Below are 17,950 nucleotides of genomic sequence, written 5' to 3'. Positions count from 1 at the left end.
TTATGGCGAAATTAACCCAGTTGTTTACGGGCGTTGCGGAAGATACGCATCCACGGGCTGTCTTCACCCCAGTTTTCCGGGTGCCAGGAGTTAGAAACGGTGCGGAACACGCGCTCCGGGTGCGGCATCATAATGGTTACGCGCCCGCTTTCGCTGGTCACAGCCGTAATGCCGTTCGGTGAGCCGTTCGGGTTCGCCGGGTAAGTTTCCGTCACGGCCCCGGTGTTATCCACGTAACGCAACGCCACCAGCCCTTTGCCTTCCAGCTGCGCCAGATGCGCGCCATCACGCACTTCCACGCGACCTTCGCCATGAGAAACAGCGATCGGCATCTGCGAGCCAACCATACCGCTCAGCAGTAGCGACGGGCTTTGCGTCACTTCCACCAGGCTGAAGCGCGCTTCAAAGCGGTCAGAGTGGTTACGCACAAAACGCGGCCACAGCTCGCTGCCAGGAATAAGTTCACGCAGGTTAGACATCATCTGGCAACCGTTACACACGCCCAGCGCCAGTGTTTGCGGACGGTGAAAGAAGGTTTCGAATTCGTCACGAACGCGCTCGTTGAACAGAATCGATTTCGCCCAGCCCTCGCCTGCACCCAGCACATCTCCATACGAGAAGCCGCCGCAGGCAACCAGCGCCTGGAAGTGCTCAAGGCCAGTGCGCCCTGCCAGTAGATCGCTCATATGCACGTCAATGGCATCAAAACCGGCGCGATGGAATGCAGCCGCCATTTCAACGTGCGAGTTAACGCCTTGTTCACGCAGCACAGCCACTTTCGGGCGCGCGCCGGTAGCAATAAACGGCGCGGCGATATCTTCATTGATATCAAAAGAGAGCTTCACGTTGAGGCCCGGATCGTTGTCATTGGCTTTCGCCTGATGCTCCTGATCCGCACACTCCGGGTTATCACGCAGGCGCTGCATCTGCCAGGTGGTTTCCGCCCACCACATGCGCAGCTGAGTGCGGCTTTCGCTGAACACCGCCTGACCATCAGCCTCAATGACAAAGCGATCGCCAGCGACAGCATTACCAAGATAGTGAACGCAATTACCCAGGCCGTAAGCCGCCAGCACGCTTTCTACCGCTTCACGATCGGCCGCGCGCACCTGAATCACCGCGCCCAGTTCTTCATTAAACAACGCCGCCAGACGATCCTGGCCCAGAGACGCGATATCAACGTTGATGCCGCAGTGACCGGTAAAGGCCATCTCCGCCAGCGTAACCAGCAAGCCGCCATCGGAGCGATCGTGGTAGGCCAGCAGTTTGCGGTCCGCCACCAGCGCCTGGATAGCATCAAAGAAGCCTTTGAGTTGTCCGACGTTACGCACATCAGCCGGTTTGTCGCCAAGCTGGCGGTAAACCTGTGCCAGCGCGGTGGCACCCAGTGCGTTGTTGCCATTACCCAGGTCAATCAGCAGCAGGGCGTTATCTTCCGTGGAAAGCTGCGGAGTAACCGTGCCGCGGACATCTTCAACACGGGCAAACGCGGTGATCACCAGTGACAGCGGCGAGGTCATTTCGCGCTGCTCGCTGCCTTCCTGCCAGCGGGTTTTCATCGACATGGAGTCTTTACCCACCGGAATGGTTAAACCGAGCGCCGGACAAAGCTCTTCGCCCACCGCTTTCACCGCCGCATACAGCCCGGCGTCTTCGCCAGGGTGCCCGGCGGCAGCCATCCAGTTCGCCGACAGCTTAATGCGTTTGATATCGCCAATCTGCGTCGCGGCAATGTTAGTGAGCGCTTCCCCCACCGCCAGGCGGGCAGAGGCGGCGAAGTCCAGCAGCGCAACCGGCGCACGTTCGCCCAGCGCCATCGCTTCACCGTAGTAGCTATCGAGGCTGGCGGTGGTTACCGCGCAGTTCGCCACCGGGATCTGCCACGGGCCAACCATCTGATCGCGCGCAACCATGCCGGTCACCGTGCGGTCGCCGATGGTCACAAGGAAGGTTTTTTCTGCCACGGTTGGCAGGTGCAGCACGCGGTTAACCGCATCGGCAATGGAAATGCCCTGCACGTTCAGCGCCTCGCCAGCCGCCTGACGAGACGCGACATCGCGGGTCATCTTCGGCGTTTTACCCAGCAGCACATCCAGCGGCATGTCGATCGGCTGATCGTTAAAGTGATTATCGTTGAGCGTCAGGTGCTGCGCTTGCGTCGCTTCACCAATCACCGCGTACGGCGCGCGCTCGCGGCGGCACAACTCGTCAAACAGTGCCAGTTGATCGGCGGCAACTGCCAGCACGTAGCGCTCCTGCGATTCGTTACACCAGATTTCCAGCGGGCTCATTCCCGGCTCATCGCTCAGAATATCGCGCAGCTCAAAACGACCACCGCGGCCGCCGTCGCTCACCAGCTCCGGCATGGCGTTAGAAAGACCACCCGCGCCAACGTCGTGAATAAAGAGGATTGGGTTGGCATCGCCCAGCTGCCAGCAGCGGTCGATAACCTCCTGGCAACGACGCTCCATCTCCGGGTTGTCGCGCTGTACGGAGGCAAAATCAAGATCGGCGTCGGACTGACCAGAGGCCATCGAAGAAGCCGCGCCGCCGCCCAGACCGATATTCATCGCCGGGCCACCCAGCACGATCAGTTTAGCGCCAACGGTGATTTCACCTTTCTGCACGTGATCGGCGCGAATGTTGCCGATGCCGCCCGCCAGCATGATCGGTTTGTGGTAGCCGCGCAGCTCCTCGCCGTTATGGCTATTCACTTTCTCTTCATAAGTACGGAAGTAGCCGTTCAGCGCCGGACGACCAAATTCATTGTTGAACGCCGCGCCGCCCAGCGGGCCGTCGGTCATGATATCCAGCGCGGTGACGATACGATCCGGTTTGCCGAAATCCTCTTCCCACGGCTGTTCAAAGCCAGGAATGCGCAGGTTAGAAACGGAAAAGCCCACCAGCCCCGCTTTTGGCTTCGCGCCACGGCCAGTTGCGCCTTCGTCGCGGATCTCGCCACCGGAGCCTGTCGCCGCACCCGGCCACGGCGAAATCGCCGTCGGGTGGTTGTGGGTTTCCACTTTCATCAGAATATGCGCCGGTTCCTGATGGTAGTCGTAACGCCCTTCCCCGCGATCGGCGAAGAAACGCCCCACTTCGGAACCTTCCATCACCGCAGCGTTATCTTTATAGGCCGACAGCACGAAATCCGGCGTTTGCTCGAAGGTGTTTTTGATCATTTTGAACAGCGACTTCGGCTGCTGCTTGCCATCAATCACCCAGTCGGCGTTGAAAATTTTGTGGCGGCAGTGTTCAGAGTTCGCCTGCGCGAACATATAAAGCTCGATGTCGTTCGGATTGCGCCCGAGGCAGGTAAACGCCTCTTGCAGGTAGTCGATTTCGTCTTCCGCCAGCGCAAGCCCCAGACGCAGGTTGGCGTCAATCAGTGCCTGACGACCTTCACCGAGCAGGTCCACGCGCTGTACCGGCGCAGGCTGATGGTGCTCAAACAGGCGTTCGGCGTCTGCTTGTGAAGTGAAGACGCTCTCCATCATGCGGTCATGCAGCTCTGCGGCAACGTCGTTCCACTGCGCGTCAGTCAGCCCGGCTGCGTCAACGTAATAAGCGACGCCGCGCTCAAGGCGATTGATTTTGTTGAGGCCGCAGTTGTGAGCGATATCGGTGGCTTTAGAAGACCAGGGAGAGATGGTGCCGGGACGAGGAGTGACGAGCAGTAATTTTCCGGTCGGGGTATGGCTGCTAAGGCTTGGGCCGTATTTCAGCAGACGCTGGAGCCGCGCGTATTCATCTTCTGTCAGCCCATCATTCAGATCGGCGAAGTGAGCGTATTCGGCGTAAATGTTGCTTACCGGGAGGTTGGCAGCCTGAAAACGTGCCAGCAGTTTGTTGATACGGAAAGCGGACAATGCAGGCGAACCACGCAGAATTTCCATCATAAGTCTCTCGTCTTCGATTACGAAGCGTCGGGGACGCTTTAAGTGTGCACCAGGGGAAAACGGGCGTCATTATAGAGAATCCTGCGCGCCGACGAAACCGTTTGCGTCGAAATAAAATCGCCGTCAATTTTTAACAATAGCTGTCGCCGAATGCTCTAATTAGTTGCCAACTGGCGTTTTGTTGCGCAGAATGCCGCTCAATCACCGACAAACCTTACTGTTATCATCACGAGAACCTTCTGAGGCAAAGCACGGCGCAGAGAATTAACTCCTTGAAAAAATTTAAGATTAATTATCTGCTCATCGGCATTGTCACCCTGCTGCTGGCAGCGGCCCTGTGGCCTTCTATCCCCTGGTTCGGCAAAGCCGACAATCGCATCGCGGCGATCAAAGCTCGTGGGGAGCTGCGCGTCAGTACGGTCGCCACACCACTGACTTACAATACCATTGATGGCAAAACGTACGGGCTGGATTACGATCTTGCGCAGCACTTCGCCGATTACCTTGGCGTTAAACTGAAAGTCACGGTACGGCAGAATATCAGCCAACTGTTTGACGACCTTGATAATGACGACGCCGATATGCTCGCCGCCGGGTTGGTCTACAACAGCGAGCGGGTGAAAAATTACCAAACCGGGCCGGTTTACTACTCCGTTTCTCAGCAACTGGTGTACCGCGTGGGCAGCTATCGACCGCGCACGCTGGAATCCGTGAATGCCAGCCAGTTAACCATCGCTCCCGGCCATGTCGCGCTGGACGATCTGCGCGAAATAAAAGAGAAGAAGTACCCGGAGTTAAGCTGGACGGTGGATGAAAAGCTCGGCACCACCGCGCTGCTGCAACAAGTGGTCGACGGGAAACTGAGTTACACCGTCGCCGATTCGGTCGCCATTAGCCTGTTCCAGCGCGTGCATCCCGAGCTGGCGGTGGCGCTGGATATTACCGATGAGCAACCCGTCACCTGGTTTAGCAAGCGCGATGACGACAATACGCTGTCGGCTGCGATGCTCGATTTTTTTAATAATATGAATGAAGACGGTACGCTTGCGCGGCTGGAGGAGAAGTACCTCGGCCACGGCGAGGATTTTGACTATGTCGACACGCGTACCTTCTTACGCGCCGTCGATAGCGTACTGCCGGATCTGCAACCGCTGTTTGAAAAATACGCCCAGGCGATCGACTGGCGATTGTTAGCGGCCATCTCCTATCAGGAGTCACACTGGGATTCCCAGGCCACCTCACCCACCGGCGTTCGCGGCTTGATGATGTTGACGCGTAATACGGCGCAGAGCTTAGGTTTAAGCGATCGCACTGACGCCGAGCAAAGCATCAGCGGCGGCGCGCGTTACCTGGTGGACATGATGAGCAAAGTGCCGGACACCGTTCCGCAGGATGAAAAAATCTGGTTCGCGCTGGCGGCTTACAATATGGGCTACGCACATATGCTGGATGCCCGTGCATTAACGGCAAAGACGAAAGGCAATCCGGACAGTTGGGCCGATGTGAAACAGCGTCTGCCGTTATTAAGCCAGAAACAGTACTACAGCAAGCTGACGTACGGTTACGCGCGCGGGCATGAAGCCTATGCCTATGTAGAAAATATTCGTAAGTATGAAATTAGCCTGGTCGGTTATTTGCTGGAAAAAGAGAAAGAAGCCGCAAAAGCGCTGAAGCTGGCGAAAAGTTACCCGGCGGTATCGACCGAGGAGTTAAATCGCCCGGCTTATGGCGTGCTGCCCTTTAGTGCGTTAACCGCTAATGAAGCTTTCCCGCGTAACCCGCTGCTGGTATCCGACGCGCTGGTGCAAAATCCGCTGAAAGTGAATCGCTAGCGCTTCACGCCACCAGGCGCTAGAAAACCGTGGGATCGCCAGCCGATTTTTTCAGGGCTTTTTTCTCCAGCCGACGCTGGCGGAAAAAATCGCTCAGCATCGCGGCGCATTCGTCGCGTAACACGCCTTCGGTTATCTCCACCCGATGGTTCATGCCCGGATGGTGCAACACATCAATCAGCGATCCCGCCGCGCCGGTCTTCGCATCCCGCGCACCAAAGACCAGTTGTCCGATACGGCTGTGCACCATGGCACCCGCGCACATGACGCATGGCTCCAGCGTGACATATAAAGTGGTATCAATAAGACGGTAGTTTTGCAGCACCAGTCCGCCCTGGCGCAACGCCATAATTTCCGCATGCGCGGTAGGATCGTGGCGGCCAATTGGCCGGTTCCAGCCTTCGCCGATCACCTGACCGTTATGCACCAGCACCGCGCCTACCGGCACTTCACCCTCTTCCCAGGCGCGTTTCGCCAGGGTGAGCGCATGACGCATCCAGACGTCGTGATTCAGTTCAGGAATGGACAAAGCGAGTTACTCCAGTAATTCAGGCGGAGCGCATTATACACAGCCGTTATCGGTTCGACACTACTCCAGCTGTTGCAAGTCGCCACGTGGCGTCACGCGCCAGCGGTGCTGGCAAAAATAGAGCAACGGGTTATCTTGCTTGCTGTCGCTGTAGCCGCTGTAGAGACGCAACGGTGTACCGATTTTGCGTTCAAGCTGGGCGACTTTTTCATGCCCGAGGCAGCGCATAGTCAGCACCCAGCCACCGTAGCGGCGGCTGATTTGGCTGGCTATCAGGTTAACGCGCGGGAGCCAGGGAGTATCAAAATAGACCTGCTCCACCAGCGGCTGCGGCGAGCCGGTAATTAACCAGATATCCGCATCCGACGCCGCCAGGTAGTTGGTTAACCGCGTTTGCACGACCGGGAAGGCGGTAACATGCTCACGAAACCAGCTGACAAATTTCTGCTGCAACGCGTTCAGATGGCGTTCGCTATGGCCAAACGTGCAGCCCCACAGCAGCAAGCTCATTGGCCAGCGCGCGGCGCGTCCTTTGAGTAATAATCCGCCCGCAATCACCGGCAACAAAGGCAGCACCAGCAACGCATTTAACGGCTGATGACGCAAAACGTAACGCAGAAACGTGCCAAACATATCCTGCTGATGCAGGGTTCCATCAAGATCAAAAAAGACGACGCGGCGCTCGCTGTTAGCCAAATGGGAGTCCTCTGTTGGTTAACCTTCGACCGCCGGGCCTCTCCTTCTGGCGATCGCTCTTTCAATAGCCTAACAGATAGACCTTCACTTTTCCGGTAACAATCGGTCACCGATACCTGTAATAATCAGCGGCTATGTTAGCCAGCCAGGGATGATTTACACTGGCCAGAACCTTTAATTCACCGCGATCCTGATGACAACACAACATACACGCGCCTTTCACTTTGCCCCGTTTCGCCATCTGTTTTTTGCCCGTCTGCTGACGGTACTCGGTAACGGCATTGCCCCCATTGCGCTGGCTTTTGCGGTACTGGACATTGGCGGTTCCGCCACCGAGCTCGGTATTGTGGTGGCTGCACGTTCGCTGTTTAACGTGGCGTTTTTACTGGTCGGCGGCGTGCTGGCCGATCGCTATTCACGCAGCCGGGTTCTGGTATTGTCGTCGCTGGTCGCAGCCTGTTCGCAAGGCGTTGTCGCCTGGCTGGTGCTGGACGGTTCAGCGACGGTGATGCTCCTGGCGATCCTCGGCACGATTAACGGCGCAGCGGCGGGGATCGCGCTACCAGCGTCGTCCGCGCTGGTGCCGCAAACGGTGCCAGCGCATAACCTGCGCGAAGCCAATGCGTTTATCCAGCTTGGTATTTATAGCGGAACGGTCGTCGGCGCGTCGCTCGGTGGCATCCTCACCAGCGCCGTCGGGCCTGGCTGGGGGCTGGCGATTGACGCGCTGGGCTTTGCCGCCTCGGCTCCGCTTTATCTGGCCATTCGCATGGGTGCTATTCAGGAGACAGCGGCGCAAAGCAATATCCTGCAAGATCTGCGCGATGGCTGGAAAGAGTTCATCAGCCGCGCCTGGGTGTGGGCCATTGTCGTGCAGTTCACCATTATTAATGCCGCGTTCAGCGGGGTGGTGATGGTGCTCGGCCCGATCATTGCCGATGCCTCGTTTGGCCGTACGCGTTGGGGAGTGATTGTCGCCGCACAGAGCGTTGGCTTGATTGTCGGTTCCTTCCTCGCGCTGCGCTGGCGTCCGCGACGCGACCTGTTTATCGGTGTGATGCTGGTTGCCGTATGCGCAGTGCCGATCTATCTCCTGAGCCAAAGTGTCTCTACCGCATGGTTGCTGGCCGCGTTTTTTCTTGCGGGTGTCAGTTTCGGCCTGTTCGGCGTAGCGTGGGCGCAGTCATTACAAACCCATATTCCACCGGAGAAGCTGGCGCGAGTTTATGCCTACGACGCAATGGGGTCATTTATCGCCATTCCGGTTGGTGAGCTGGCCGCCGGGCCACTGGCGACGCACTTCGGTAGCAGTAACGTGCTGATCGCCTCGGCAATCGCGGTGGTCATTGCCTGCGCAGGTGCCAGTTTTATTCCGGCAATTCGCCTGCTCGATAATTCCCCGAAGGTTAAACAACACAGCCTCAGCGGATCCTCTTGATCGCTGTCAAAACCCATTCAGGGATATTTTGTGCTAAAAGAATTTTTAATTCATAATCGCAATCTATTACTGGAATATAAAATTCGTTCATCGGCAAAATATCGCGGATGGGTTTGCTCCCGGAGATCTTATGAATTGTCTAATCCGCATTCGCCAGCGCTACCCAGGCCTTGCGCAGAGCGATAAAAAGCTGGCGGAATTTCTGCTGGAAAACCCCGATCGCGCCCGCCATTTGAGTTCGCAACAACTGGCCGCCGAAGCAGGTGTCAGCCAGTCAAGCGTCGTGAAATTTGCCCAGAAGATGGATTTTAAAGGCTTTCCGGCGATGAAGCTGGCGATCAGCGAAGCGTTAGCCAGCAATAGCAACCCGTGGTCTGTGCCGGTGCATAACCAGATCCGTGGCGATGATCCGCTGCGGGTGGTGGGCGAAAAGCTGATTAAAGAGTACCAGAGCGCCATGCATGCCTCGCTGGATGTCAACAGCGAGGAGAAACTGCTGGAGAGCGTGCGGCTGCTGCGCGAAGCACGGCGCATTATCCTGACGGGTATCGGCGCTTCCGGGCTGGTCGCACGTAATTTTGGCTGGAAACTGATGAAAATCGGCGTTAACGCCGTAGTCGAGCAGGATATGCACGCGCTGCTGGCAACCGTGCAGGCGATGGAGTCGGGCGATCTGTTGCTGCCGGTCTCTTATAGCGGCGAACGCCGCGAAATCAACATGGCGGCCGATGAGACACTGCGCGTTGGCGGCAAGATCCTCGCCATAACCGGCTTCACGCCAAACGCATTACAACAGCGGGCCACGCACTGCCTGTACACCATCGCCGAAGAGCAAACTACACGCAGCGCGGCGATTTCTTCCACCAGCGCGCAAATGATGCTTACGGATTTGCTGTTTATGGCGCTGGTGCAACAGGATCTTGAGCATGCGCCGGAGCGTATTCGCCATAGCGAAGAGCTGGTGAAAAAACTGGTGTAGCCTCCCCGCCCTGGCGGACGAGGAGCTTTAGCGCGTTACTCGCCGCCGTTGGTCAGATGTTGCACTATCTCCTCCCGCATCATTTCCGCGAGCAGAGCATGGGTTTTGGTGGTCGGGTGCATATTATCCCAGAAAACAAACGCCCCGTTCGCCGCTTTACATGCCTGCTTCACCGCAACGCCTGTGGCGTAAGAGATGCCCGAAGCGGAGATATCCAGGCAAGTTTCGCTGGTATTAACAAAGCCATATTTACCGCTTTCACTGAGCAGATCATTAAATGCGCTATCCAGTTTGACGGTGAAAAAATTTGCTTTCGGGTATGCGGTGCGTAATTCGCCGAGTAGCTGGTCCAACTGCTGGTTAAAATTCTCTGATTTGTTTTTTAGCGCCTCTTTTTCCGCTGGTGTCCACGTAGCGACATTGGGAATGACAGAAAAATCAGGCAGCCTGAATATCGCAATATGCTGCGCGCCCAATGCCGCCAGACGCGCCAGCTGTACGCGATACGTAGCGATGATATCGTCCGGCATTTTTGCACCAGTGATAAAATCATTACCGCCAAACAGCACCGTAAACAGTGTCTGCGCAATGTCATAGTTCTCTGTTTTACCCAGATAAGCGCTGAAAGAATCCAGTTGCTTGTCAAAACCGTTAAACAACGGTTTCTCGCCGCTTTCCGCATTGGCGGTCGCCCAAACGTAGCCCGGCAAATTCAGCGAACCGCCCAGATATTCGTGCCAGACTTTGCCATTAGAAAAATGGCCAAGAAACCACGATGCGTGATTTGGAACCGTGCCATACGAGCCATTATAAACATTAATCGTATCGCTAAGGCTGTCGCCAAATATGACCATGCGATCAATTTTATTATTGCCGAACATTATCGCCGATTGTGCCTGCCCCTGATGCCAAATCATATAATACCAGGACAGCGTGTAATCGGATGCATAAGGAATAACGGTTTCTGCATTAATATTGCTGGCCTTTAACGTACTCCGACAGATATTCACCAGGCTTGCGTAGGATGATTCGCTATAAAACATATTTGCCAGCGGCGTGGCGCTATACCAATACCCGCGCAGCTTTAGATAGTTACTCCCGTCGCGTGCCCATGTCCATGACGAAGCCGGATTGCTTTGGTCCTGATTATCGATGTTATACACACATTTGATATAGGTTGAGGTCTCTTCGTTTGTCCGCAACGCACGCTGGTTTGCGGAGGATTCATACGCAGGCGGTACCGGCGTTGTATAGATATACTCATTCGCCGCATTCGCCAGCCCGCTTGTGATACTGGAAATCAATGCGAGATATAATTTCGCTCTTTTCATCATAGTCCCTTATTAATTATCCCTGTCAGGTCGCGCTAAATGTAGGCAATATTTGTATATCACAGGTGGGGTAATTATTCTTAATCAATAAAAACCCACCACACTCTATTCGCGCGAGTGTCATTTCTATTTTCAGCGCAGAAATATTATCCGGTCAATGGTGCTTTTCTTATGCTTAATTAAGAACATTCGCCGACATGTCGCAGGAAGGAGTAGGAATGTTGCCCCGCGCCGCTTTTGTGCGCAAAAGCATCATCGTGATTGGGGCTATCCGGTTTCTGTGGTAAAGTGCGCCGGTTAATATTCAGTAGTTTCCAGATAGCATCCAGATTTGACGGTAATTCTTTGAAATGGCTTTACTAATTACAAAACGCTGCATCAATTGCGACATGTGCGAACCGGAGTGTCCGAACGAAGCCATTTCGATGGGCGACAGCATTTATGAGATCAACAGCGATCGGTGTACCGAGTGCGTCGGCCACTACGAAACCCCGACTTGCCAGAAGGTGTGCCCGATACCCAATACCATCCTCAAAGATCCGGCACATGTGGAAACTGAAGAACAGCTGTGGGACAAGTTTGTTCTGATGCACCACGCAGACAAGATTTAGCTCTCGATAATCACCGTCGCGCAGGCGTAATGGCGTTCATCCGCCAGCGTCACATGCATGGCGCGCACGCCCATCTGTTCCGCCATTCGCTTTGCTTCATCCCAAAGACGCAGGCTCGGTTTGCCCAGCGCGTCGTTGAACACTTCGAACTGATTAAACGCCAGCCCATTACGGATCCCTGTGCCTAAAGCTTTTGCCGCCGCCTCTTTGACCGCAAAGCGTTTCGCCAGAAAGCGAACCGGCTGCTGATGCGCCTGATACAGCGCCCACTCGTTGTCGCTCAGCACCCGTTTAGCCAGGCGATCGCCACTACGGGCGACCACCGCTTCGATGCGGGCTATCTCGACGATATCCGTACCTAATCCCAGAATCGCCATTACGCGCGCGCTTCCAGCATCAACCGTTTCATCTCTGCTACCGCCTCTTTCAGGCCGCTCATCACCGCGCGACCAATAATGGCGTGGCCAATGTTCAGCTCGTGCATTTCCGGCAGCGCGGCAATGGCTTTGACGTTGTGATAGGTCAGTCCGTGCCCGGCGTTGACTTTCAGGCCAAGGCTTGCCGCGTAGGTCGCCGCTTTTGCAATGCGTTCCAGCTCTTTTGCCTGATCGGCATCGCTTTTCGCATCCGCGTAGCAACCGGTATGAATTTCGATGTACGGTGCACCAACCTCTGCCGCCGCTTTGATCTGCTCAGCATCAGCATCGATAAACAGCGACACCAGGATGCCCGCCTGCGCCAGGCGTTGGCAGGCATCGCGCATTTTCTCGCGCTGGCCAGCAACATCCAGCCCGCCTTCGGTGGTCACTTCCTGGCGTTTTTCCGGCACCAGGCAGCAAAAATGCGGTTTGGTTTCGCAGGCAATCGCCAGCATCTCTTCGGTCACCGCCATTTCCAGATTCATTCGGGTATGCAAGGTCTGGCGCAGAATGCGCACGTCGCGGTCGGTGATATGACGACGATCTTCACGCAAATGCACAGTGATACCATCAGCGCCTGCTTGCTCAGCGATAAAAGCGGCCTGAACCGGATCCGGATAGGCCGTCCCGCGCGCGTTACGCAGTGTGGCGATGTGATCGATGTTGACGCCCAACAGTAATTCAGCCATGACAATCCTCAATGTTCTCAAAGGTACTGACGCGTGCTTCGCCGCGCCAGCCCGGTTGTTATTCTGCTATCTTTTTGGCACGAACTGCCGGAACAGCTCCCGGCTTTTCAGCGGTTTGCCACCAAGATACGGCTTTAACGCGATACGGGTAAAGCGCTTTGCGGCGCGTAGTGTGTCGGCATCCGGGAACTCTCGCTCCGCCAGTGCGCGTAAATGCCGCCCGGTAAAAGTGCTGTTATCTATCACGACGCTGGCAATAAAGCCCTTCTCTTCCCGGTAACGATAAGTCATGACATCATCGACCGGCTCGCCGCTGCCAGCGCAGTGGAGAAAATCGACGCCATAACCCAGATGGCCGAGCAGCGCCAGCTCAAAACGGCGCAGCACCGGTTCCGGCGTGCTGGTGACGCCTGCCAGGGCCTGGATACAGTGCAGATAATCAAAAAAGAGTTCAGAAAAGCGCGTCTCGTGTTCAAGCACGCGGGAGATAAGTTCGTTAACGTAGAGACCGCTGTAGAGCGTGATGCCGCTCAGCGGCAGTGCCAGCGATACCGCTTCCGCGCTGCGCAGCGTTTTGACTTCGCCACGCCCGCCAAAGCGCACCAGCAGAGGAGTGAAAGGCTGTAATGCGCCCTTAAGATTAGAGCGTTTGGAACGTGCGCCTTTGGCAACAAGGCGCACACGGCCAGACTCTTCCGTGAAGACGTCCAGCATCAGGCTGGTTTCGCTCCACGGGCGACTATGCAGAACAAAAGCGCGCTGCCAGCCTTCCATATTATTCTCGTCGTCTTTCAGGCTGCAGGAGCGCTGGCTTTATCCGCTTATCCAGAGCGCTTATTCGAGCAAGCGCCTGAACACTCACGGCCTGGCCGTCTGCCTGCAACCCGGGAGCCATAGAGAGCAGGCTCTTAGAGATCGTCTACGTAACCGAGACTACGCAGCGCGCGTTCGTCGTCGGCCCAGCCGGATTTCACTTTCACCCACAGCTCAAGATGAACTTTAGCTTCGAACATCTCTTCCATATCTTTACGGGCTTCAATACCGATGGTTTTGATTTTGGAACCTTTGTTGCCAATCACCATCTTCTTCTGCCCTTCGCGCTCAACAAGGATCAACCCGTTGATGTCATAACCACCGCGTTCGTTGGTCACGAACTGTTCGATCTCCACGGTGACCGAGTACGGCAGTTCCGCACCGAGAAAACGCATCAGTTTTTCACGGATGATTTCCGAGGCCATAAAGCGCTGTGAGCGGTCGGTCACATAATCTTCCGGGAAGTGATGCACCGCTTCCGGCAGATGCTTACGCACGATGCCGGCGATGGTATCAACGTTCAGACCGGTCTCTGCAGACAGCGGAACGATATCGAGGAAGTTCATCTGGCTGCCCAGCCACTGCAGGTGCGGTAGCAGATCGGCCTTCTCCTGCACGTTGTCCACTTTGTTGACCGCGAGGATCACCGGCGTTTTGCCGTCACGCAACTTGTTCAGCACCATTTCGTCGTCCGGCGTCCAGCGGGTACCTTCGACAACGAAAATGATCAGTTCAACGTCACCGATGGAGCTGCTGGCAGCTTTGTTCATCAGACGGTTGATGGCGCGTTTCTCTTCCATGTGCAGGCCTGGGGTATCGACGTAAATCGCCTGATACGCGCCCTCAGTATGGATACCGACGATGCGGTGGCGCGTGGTTTGCGCCTTACGAGAGGTGATAGAAATCTTCTGCCCAAGCAGATTATTCAACAGGGTGGATTTGCCAACGTTGGGACGTCCGACGATGGCAATAAATCCGCAATAGGTTTTTTCTTCGCTCATTCCAGCTCCAGTTTTTTCAGCGCCTGTTCGGCGGCAGCCTGCTCCGCCTTGCGACGGCTGGAACCCGTGCCAACCACCGGTTCACTCAGGCCGCTGACCTGGCAGTGGATAGTAAATTCCTGATCGTGCGCTTCGCCGCGCACCTGCACCACCAGATAAGACGGCAGCGGCAAATGACGGCCCTGCAAAAACTCCTGCAGGCGCGTTTTCGGATCTTTTTGTTTATCGCCAGGACTGATTTCATCAAGGCGCGTTTGATACCAGCTCAGAATTAATTTTTCGACGGTCTGAATATCGCTATCAAGGAACACCCCGCCAATTAACGCCTCAACGGTGTCTGCCAGAATGGATTCACGGCGAAAACCGCCGCTTTTCAGTTCGCCCGGCCCTAAGCGCAGACACTCACCCAGCTCGAATTCGCGGGCAATTTCCGCCAGCGTATTTCCACGCACCAGCGTCGCGCGCATGCGGCTCATATCACCTTCGTCCACGCGCGGGAAACGATGATAGAGCGCGTTAGCAATCACATAACTTAAAATAGAGTCGCCGAGAAATTCGAGACGCTCGTTATGTTTGCTACTGGCGCTGCGGTGGGTTAATGCCTGCTGCAACAGATCATGATGTTGAAAAGTGTAGCCCAGCTTCCGTTGAAGCCGATTAATTACGATGGGGTTCATGCGATACCAATAAATAAATGCGTCAACAATGCAGCACACGAAACCGACCTGAGAAAACCAACGCGGTTTCGTGTGCTGTGGCGCCCGGGGGAACCAGCCTTAAACTTCGGGGGAATATTCTATACGCAACGACCGGGGTTGTCGTTAGTCTGGTAGGAATAATATTGGAAATAATTCAGGGCGCAATCGCAGTGATTGCGCCCTGGTTAATTAATGAATTCCGCCGATACGATTCAGGCGCACGCCTGTCGGCCATTCACCTTCTTGTTTTTCGAAACTCATCCAAATTGCCGTGGCGCGACCAACCAGGTTCGCTTCCGGCACAAAGCCCCAGTAGCGGCTGTCTGCGCTGTTATCGCGGTTGTCGCCCATCATGAAGTAATGGCCGGGCGGCACAATCCAGGTGGCCAGCGGCTGGCTCTGCTGACGGTAGTAGATCCCCAGTTGATCCTGCGCGATAGGCACGGTCAGAATGCGGTGCGTCACATCCCCCAGCGTCTCTTTACGCTCGGTTAAACGTACGCCATCCGGCAGGGACTGGCCTTTCGGTAACTGGAAGAAACCGCTGCTTGCTTCACCACCGGAGCGACGTCCGAAGGTCTGCACAAAATCGCTCTCTTCAACGTTACTGTAAGTGATAGGCAGAGCACTACCGCAAGCCTGACCCGAGCTACAGTTCGGCTGCACGGTCACTTGTTTGGTCACCGGATCGTAGGTCACTTTATCGCCCGGTACGCCAACCACACGCTTGATGTAATCCAGACGCGGATCGTCCGGGTATTTAAATACCGCAATGTCACCGCGTTTCGGATGACCGGTTTCAATCAGCGTTTTCTGGTAGATCGGATCTTTAATTCCGTAGGCAAACTTCTCCACCAGAATGAAATCACCGATAAGCAGCGTTGGCATCATTGAACCAGATGGGATCTGGAACGGTTCGTAAATAAACGAACGCACCACCAGCACAATGGCCAGCACCGGGAATACGGAAGCACCGGTCTCCAGCCAGCCAGGCTTCGGACCGATCTTTTTCAGCGTTTTTGCATCGAGCGCATCGCCTGTCGCAACTTGCGCAGCGGCCTGACGATCCCGGCGTTTTGGTGCAAAAATAAACTTATCAAGGCACCATAAAAAACCCGTCACCAGGGTCGCGATCACCAGGATCAGGGCAAACATGTTCGCCATGCCAACTCCTTAGAATTATTTGCTATCTTTGCCCACATGCAGAATGGCAAGGAACGCTTCCTGCGGCAGTTCGACGTTGCCGACCTGCTTCATGCGTTTCTTACCTTCTTTCTGTTTCTGCAGCAGTTTTTTCTTGCGGCTCACGTCACCGCCGTAGCATTTCGCCAGCACGTTTTTACGCAGCTGTTTCACTGTCGAACGGGCAATAATGTGGTTACCGATCGCCGCCTGAATCGCGATATCAAACTGCTGACGCGGGATCAGTTCTTTCATTTTCTCGACCAGTTCACGACCACGGTACGGTGCGTTATCGTTATGAGTGATCAGCGCCAGCGCATCCACACGCTCACCGTTGATCAGCACGTCCACACGCACCATGTTAGAAGCCTGGAAGCGTTTGAAGTTGTAATCGAGCGACGCATAACCGCGCGACGTTGACTTCAGACGATCGAAGAAGTCCAGCACCACTTCCGCCATCGGGATTTCATAAGTCAGCGCAACCTGGTTGCCGTGGTAAACCATGTTGGTCTGCACACCACGTTTCTCTACGCACAGCGTGATAACGTTGCCCAGGTATTCCTGCGGCAGCAGCATGTGACACTCGGCGATAGGCTCGCGCAGCTCGTCAATGTTGTTCAGCGGCGGCAGCTTAGACGGGCTATCGACGTAAACCACTTCTTTATTGGTGGTCTGCACTTCGTAGACTACGGTCGGTGCGGTAGTGATCAGATCCAGATCGTATTCGCGCTCAAGGCGCTCCTGGATGATCTCCATGTGCAGCAGACCGAGGAAGCCGCAGCGGAAACCAAAGCCCAGCGCGGTGGAGCTTTCTGGCTCGTAGAACAACGAGGCATCATTGAGGCTCAATTTGCCAAGCGCATCGCGGAAGTTTTCGTAATCGTCAGAACTGACCGGGAACAAACCGGCGTAAACCTGCGGTTTTACCTTCTTAAAGCCTGGCAGCGCTTTATCTGCCGGATTGCGGGAAGTCGTCAGGGTATCGCCCACTGGCGCGCCGAGAATGTCTTTAATCGCGCAAACCAGCCAGCCTACTTCGCCGCACTTCAGTTCGGTGCGATCAACCTGTTTCGGCGTGAAAATCCCCAGGCGGTCAGCGTTATAAACCTGCCCGGTGCTCATTACTTTAATTTTGTCGCCTTTGCGCATAGTGCCATTTTTGATACGCACCAGAGAAACCACGCCAAGGTAGTTATCGAACCAGGAGTCGATAATCAGTGCCTGCAACGGCGCATCCGGATCGCCTTCCGGCGGCGGAATGTCACGCACCAGGCGCTCCAGCACGTCAGGCACGCCCACGCCGGTTTTCGCCGAGCAGCGCACCGCATCGGTGGCGTCGATGCCAACAATGTCTTCAATTTCTTCTGCTACACGTTCAGGATCGGCGGCTGGCAGGTCGATTTTATTCAGCACCGGTACGACTTCCAGATCCATCTCGATGGCGGTATAGCAGTTTGCCAGCGTCTGCGCTTCCACGCCCTGACCTGCATCCACCACCAGCAGAGCACCTTCGCAAGCGGCGAGCGAACGGGAAACCTCGTAGGAGAAGTCAACGTGACCGGGGGTATCGATAAAGTTCAGTTGGTAGGTTTCGCCATTGTTGGCTTTGTAATCCAGCGTGACACTTTGCGCTTTGATGGTAATGCCGCGCTCACGTTCAAGATCCATGGAATCAAGAACCTGGGCTTCCATTTCGCGATCGGAAAGACCACCGCAAATCTGGATGATACGGTCAGACAGCGTCGACTTACCGTGGTCGATGTGAGCGATGATCGAAAAGTTACGAATATTCTTCATATAGTGAGTTTTTATGCCTTACGAGTAACTAAGAGG

At 55.5% G+C, this 17,950-nt stretch carries 14 protein-coding genes and 1 pseudogene; 4 read left to right on the top strand and 11 right to left on the bottom strand.

Going from position 1 to position 17,950, the window contains the following annotated elements:
- Window positions 1-11: 11 nt before the first annotated feature.
- The gene (gene purL / locus ACFX4U_RS18540) at window positions 12-3,899 is read right to left on the bottom strand and encodes a phosphoribosylformylglycinamidine synthase (protein ID WP_313507633.1); all 3,888 of its coding nucleotides are present in this window, start codon (window positions 3,897-3,899) and stop codon (window positions 12-14) included.
- Between the two features lie 239 nt (window positions 3,900-4,138).
- Here purL and mltF point away from each other — a divergent pair, with 239 nt between their 5' ends.
- The gene (mltF, locus tag ACFX4U_RS18535) at window positions 4,139-5,731 is read left to right on the top strand and encodes a membrane-bound lytic murein transglycosylase MltF (RefSeq protein ID WP_238593057.1); all 1,593 of its coding nucleotides are present in this window, start codon (window positions 4,139-4,141) and stop codon (window positions 5,729-5,731) included.
- A gap of 19 nt (window positions 5,732-5,750) precedes the next feature.
- Here mltF and tadA read toward each other — a convergent pair.
- Window positions 5,751-6,279 (bottom strand): annotated as a pseudogene (tadA, locus tag ACFX4U_RS18530) (tRNA adenosine(34) deaminase TadA).
- 41 nt (window positions 6,280-6,320) lie between these two features.
- Window positions 6,321-6,956 carry a phosphatidylglycerophosphatase C gene (gene yfhb / locus ACFX4U_RS18525; protein ID WP_065370330.1) on the bottom strand — a complete coding sequence of 212 codons (636 nt, stop codon included), beginning with the start codon at window positions 6,954-6,956 and terminating at the stop codon, window positions 6,321-6,323.
- 193 nt (window positions 6,957-7,149) lie between these two features.
- Here yfhb and ACFX4U_RS18520 point away from each other — a divergent pair, with 193 nt between their 5' ends.
- The gene (locus ACFX4U_RS18520; protein ID WP_200550124.1) at window positions 7,150-8,394 is read left to right on the top strand and encodes an MFS transporter; all 1,245 of its coding nucleotides are present in this window, start codon (window positions 7,150-7,152) and stop codon (window positions 8,392-8,394) included.
- Between the two features lie 130 nt (window positions 8,395-8,524).
- Window positions 8,525-9,373, top strand: a complete 849-nt coding sequence (locus ACFX4U_RS18515; RefSeq protein WP_305735298.1) for a MurR/RpiR family transcriptional regulator — start codon at window positions 8,525-8,527, stop codon at window positions 9,371-9,373.
- A 35-nt stretch (window positions 9,374-9,408) separates the two neighbouring features.
- Here ACFX4U_RS18515 and ACFX4U_RS18510 read toward each other — a convergent pair whose 3' ends face one another.
- Complete coding sequence (locus ACFX4U_RS18510) at window positions 9,409-10,704, bottom strand: SGNH/GDSL hydrolase family protein (RefSeq protein ID WP_313507635.1); 1,296 nt, start codon at window positions 10,702-10,704, stop codon at window positions 9,409-9,411.
- 350 nt (window positions 10,705-11,054) lie between these two features.
- Here ACFX4U_RS18510 and ACFX4U_RS18505 point away from each other — a divergent pair, with 350 nt between their 5' ends.
- Complete coding sequence (locus ACFX4U_RS18505) at window positions 11,055-11,315, top strand: YfhL family 4Fe-4S dicluster ferredoxin (RefSeq protein WP_017459033.1); 261 nt, start codon at window positions 11,055-11,057, stop codon at window positions 11,313-11,315.
- On the opposite strand, the gene acpS is transcribed toward ACFX4U_RS18505, so the two are convergent.
- The 7 genes from acpS to lepA all read right to left on the bottom strand — a co-directional run bounded on the left by acpS (window position 11,312) and on the right by lepA (window position 17,914).
- Complete coding sequence (acpS, locus tag ACFX4U_RS18500) at window positions 11,312-11,692, bottom strand: holo-ACP synthase (protein WP_313507636.1); 381 nt, start codon at window positions 11,690-11,692, stop codon at window positions 11,312-11,314. The genes ACFX4U_RS18505 and acpS overlap by 4 nt on opposite strands.
- Window positions 11,692-12,423, bottom strand: a complete 732-nt coding sequence (gene pdxJ / locus ACFX4U_RS18495) for a pyridoxine 5'-phosphate synthase (RefSeq protein WP_017459035.1) — start codon at window positions 12,421-12,423, stop codon at window positions 11,692-11,694. Before pdxJ ends, acpS begins: the two co-directional genes overlap by 1 nt.
- 66 nt (window positions 12,424-12,489) lie before the next feature.
- Entirely contained in the window at window positions 12,490-13,197 is a 708-nt protein-coding gene (gene recO, locus ACFX4U_RS18490) for a DNA repair protein RecO (RefSeq protein WP_017459036.1), read from the bottom strand.
- 134 nt (window positions 13,198-13,331) lie between these two features.
- The gene (era, locus tag ACFX4U_RS18485; RefSeq protein WP_305735295.1) at window positions 13,332-14,237 is read right to left on the bottom strand and encodes a GTPase Era; all 906 of its coding nucleotides are present in this window, start codon (window positions 14,235-14,237) and stop codon (window positions 13,332-13,334) included.
- The gene (gene rnc, locus ACFX4U_RS18480) at window positions 14,234-14,914 is read right to left on the bottom strand and encodes a ribonuclease III (protein ID WP_025263878.1); all 681 of its coding nucleotides are present in this window, start codon (window positions 14,912-14,914) and stop codon (window positions 14,234-14,236) included. The genes era and rnc overlap by 4 nt, the downstream gene beginning before the upstream one ends.
- A gap of 210 nt (window positions 14,915-15,124) precedes the next feature.
- The gene (gene lepB / locus ACFX4U_RS18475; RefSeq protein WP_017459039.1) at window positions 15,125-16,099 is read right to left on the bottom strand and encodes a signal peptidase I; all 975 of its coding nucleotides are present in this window, start codon (window positions 16,097-16,099) and stop codon (window positions 15,125-15,127) included.
- Window positions 16,100-16,114: 15 nt separating this feature from the next.
- Window positions 16,115-17,914 (bottom strand): translation elongation factor 4, encoded by a 1,800-nt coding sequence (gene lepA / locus ACFX4U_RS18470; protein ID WP_017459040.1) that lies wholly within the window; start codon window positions 17,912-17,914, stop codon window positions 16,115-16,117.
- Window positions 17,915-17,950 lie beyond the last annotated feature (36 nt).

The organism is Kosakonia sp. YIM B13588, assembly GCF_042788165.1.
GTDB lineage: Bacteria > Pseudomonadota > Gammaproteobacteria > Enterobacterales > Enterobacteriaceae > Kosakonia > Kosakonia sacchari.
Note: the sequence above shows the minus strand (reverse complement) of the source record. Positions and strands in the feature narration are given on the sequence as shown.